3 protein-coding genes and 1 tRNA gene are annotated in these 3,432 nt (G+C 63.2%); all 4 read right to left on the bottom strand.

The window, feature by feature from the left end; translation table 11 throughout:
• Positions 1 to 232 precede the first annotated feature (232 nt).
• A tRNA-His gene (locus tag AC1DYX_RS29455) sits at positions 233 to 308 on the bottom strand.
• 106 nt (positions 309 to 414) lie between these two features.
• Entirely contained in the window at positions 415 to 1,248 is an 834-nt protein-coding gene (gene murI / locus AC1DYX_RS29450; RefSeq protein WP_477265511.1) for a glutamate racemase, read from the bottom strand.
• A 123-nt stretch (positions 1,249 to 1,371) separates the two neighbouring features.
• Positions 1,372 to 2,898 carry a fumarate hydratase gene (locus tag AC1DYX_RS29445; protein WP_477265509.1) on the bottom strand — a complete coding sequence of 509 codons (1,527 nt, stop codon included), beginning with the start codon at positions 2,896 to 2,898 and terminating at the stop codon, positions 1,372 to 1,374.
• A gap of 35 nt (positions 2,899 to 2,933) precedes the next feature.
• On the bottom strand, positions 2,934 to 3,432 hold a 499-nt coding region (locus tag AC1DYX_RS29440), incomplete at its 5' end, for a TIGR00645 family protein (RefSeq protein WP_477265507.1).

The raw sequence follows: 3,432 nt of genomic DNA, 5'->3' as shown, positions 1-3,432 counted from the left end.
ACACGCGCGTGTCGTCAAGACTGTGCTGGACGTCTGGTCGAGGTCTGGAAGCGGGATTTTTATACTCGGCCCCAAGGGGCAAGCTAGGGGCAGCCGGTGTATGAGTACACCTGCACACAAATTGGGTTACAAGTGGCTTACAAGCTTTGAATTTCCGAGGGGAGTGTATCGAAAAACGAAAACGGGTTACAGCGATGACGCTTGTAACCCGTTGTTTTTACTGCTGAATTCTTGGGGTGGCTGATGGGACTCGAACCCACGACGACAGGAATCACAATCCTGGACTCTACCAACTGAGCTACAGCCACCACTGTCTTACTTTGTGTCTCGTTGTTGCCGAGACAGAACGAGATTATATAGGGTCATTCGCATTCTGGCAAATCGAATTGGCTCGTCAGTGCGAACGCGCCGTCGTCACGTCCCGAACGTGGCCTCGTGCACCGGCGGATCGATGCCGATCAGGCTGTTGAACGCGGCCGACAGCGCGGTGGCGCTGGCGCTCGTGTACGCCTCCAGGCGCGCGGGCGCGTCATCGCGCGCGGGACGCAGTAAACCACCTGCATCGAGCAGCCGCACGAGCTGGCGTGCCACCGCTTCGCCCGTGTCGACGAGCGCGATGTCGCGCGCACCCGTGGACGCGATCACGTCCTCGATCGCGGCCTGCACGAGCGGGTAGTGCGTGCAGCCCAGGACGAGCGTGTCGGCGCCCTGTTCGAGCAGAGGCGTCATGTAGCGTTGCAGCAGCGCGCGCGTGCCGTCCGTGTCGCCCAGTTCGATGCGGTCGACGAGGCCGCGGCATGGCTGCAGCAGGAAGTGTGCGCCCGTTGCTTCCGTGATCTGGTCGCGCAGTTGCAGGAACTTCGCGCCGGCCAGCGTGCGCTCCGTCGCCAGCACGCCGACCTTGCCGCCCTTCGTGAGCGCCGCTGCCGGTTTCAGGCCCGGCTCCACGCCCACGATGGGCAGGTCGGGGAAGCTCGCGCGCATCAGCTTGACGGCGGAGCTGGTCGCCGTGTTGCAGGCGACGACGATGGCCTTGGCGCCCCGTTCGACGAGGAAGCGGGCGACGGCCAGCGAGCGTTCGGCGACGACGTGTTCGGGCTTGTCGCCGTAGGGCGCGAAGCCGGTGTCGGCCACGTAGACCAGGTGTTCGTGCGGGAGTTGCGCGCGGATGTGGCGCAGGATCGAGAGGCCGCCGAGGCCGGAATCGAAGATGCCGACGGGGGCGTCGTTGGAAGCAGATGAGGTCATGATCGTAGGGTGGGGTACATGATGCCGGGGGCATCATGTACGTGCCCACCTTTGCGTGATCGCATGCGCACATATGGTGGGCACGGGGTGCCCACCCTACGCGTCATCGGACGCGCATGCATGTTACGCGGGGATCAGTTTGAGCGACTCGATCTTCGCGGCCCATTCCTTCGGACCGGTCTGGTGCACCGAGGTACCCGTCGCGTCGACGGCCACGGTCACCGGCATGTCCTTGACCTCGAACTCGTAGATCGCTTCCATGCCCAGGTCTTCGAAGCCGACGACCTTCGCCGACTTGATCGCCTTCGACACGAGGTAAGCCGAACCGCCGACGGCCATCAGGTAGGCCGACTTGTGGTTCTTGATCGCCTCGATGGCGGCCGGGCCGCGTTCGGCCTTGCCGATCATCGCGATCAGGCCCGTCTTCTCGAGCATCATGTCGGTGAACTTGTCCATGCGGGTCGCCGTCGTCGGGCCGGCCGGGCCCACGACTTCGTCACGCACCGGATCGACCGGGCCGACGTAGTAGATCACGCGGTTCGTGAAGTCCACCGGCAGTTGCTCGCCCTTGGCCAGCATGTCCTGGATGCGCTTGTGCGCGGCGTCGCGGCCGGTCAGCATCTTGCCGTTCAGGAGCAGCGTCTGGCCCGGCTGCCACGATGCGACTTCTTCCTTCGTCAGCGTGTCGAGGTTGACGCTCTTGCTCTTCTGCGTGTCCGGCGTCCAGTTTACGTCCGGCCAGGTCGACAGCGCCGGCGGTTCGATGTACGACGGGCCCGAGCCGTCCAGCACGAAGTGCGCGTGGCGCGTGGCGGCGCAGTTCGGGATCATCGCGACCGGCTTGGATGCCGCGTGCGTCGGGTACATGTTGATCTTCACGTCCAGCACGGTCGTCAGGCCGCCCAGGCCTTGCGCACCAATGCCCAGCGCGTTGATCTTGTCGCACAGTTCGATGCGCAGCTCTTCCAGTTTATTTTGCGGGCCGCGTGCTTTCAGCTCGTACATGTCGATGTCTTCCATCAGCGACTCCTTGGCCATCAGCATGGCCTTCTCGGCGGAGCCGCCGATGCCGATGCCCAGCATGCCCGGCGGGCACCAGCCGGCGCCCATCAGCGGGACAGTCTTGAGGACCCAGTCGACCAGCGAGTCGGACGGGTTCAGCATGACGAACTTGGTCTTGTTCTCCGAGCCGCCGCCTTTTGCCGCGACCATCACGTCGACCGTGTCGCCCGGGACCAGTTCCATGTGGACGACGGCGGGGGTGTTGTCCTTCGTGTTCTTGCGCTCGAAGTGCGGGTCGGCGACGATCGAGGCGCGCAGCTTGTTGTCGGCGAAGTTGTAGGCACGGCGCACGCCTTCGTTGACGGCGTCGGTGATCGAGCCGCTGCCGAAGCCTTCGAAGCGCACGTTCATGCCGATCTTCAGGAACACGTTGACGATGCCGGTGTCCTGGCAGATCGGACGCTTGCCTTCGGCGCACATGCGCGAGTTGGTCAGGATCTGCGCGATGGCGTCCTTGGCGGCCGGGCTTTGCTCGGCCTCGTAGGCGCGGGCCAGGTGCTGGATGTAGTCGGCGGGGTGGTAGTAGCTGATGTACTGGAGCGCGGCGGCGACCGATTCGATAAGGTCTTCCTGTTTAATGACAGTCATGTGAGTCTCGCTGTGGGGGTCTTGGATGTGTGATGTCAGTGGTGCTTGTTGTCACTCTGGGTGTTCATCATGATCCGGTCGGTGTAGGCGATCGCCATCGCCGACAGCAGGAACACGAAATGAATGCAGGTCTGCGCGATGATCGTCTTCGCGTCGTAGGACTGGGCGTTGATGAACGTCTTGAGCAGGTGGATCGACGAGATGCCGATGATCGCCATCGCCAGCTTGGTCTTCAGCACGGACGCGTTCACGTGCGACAGCCATTCCGGCTGGTCCGGATGATCTTCCAGATACATGCGCGACACGAAGGTTTCGTAGCCGCCCACGATCACCATGATCAGGAGGTTCGAGATCATGACGACGTCGATGAGGCCAAGGACGACGAGCATGATCGTCGTTTCGTTCAACTTGTCCGGCAGCGGCGCGCCCGGTACGGCCACGGCCTGGAAGATGTGCTGCAGCGCGGTTTCGTTGCCCATCGCCGCCAGCACGAGGTCCTTCAGCTCGACCCAGAAATGGAATACGTAAACGCAC

This window comes from Massilia sp. P2_C2 (assembly GCF_056404615.1).
Note: the sequence above shows the minus strand (reverse complement) of the source record. Positions and strands in the feature narration are given on the sequence as shown.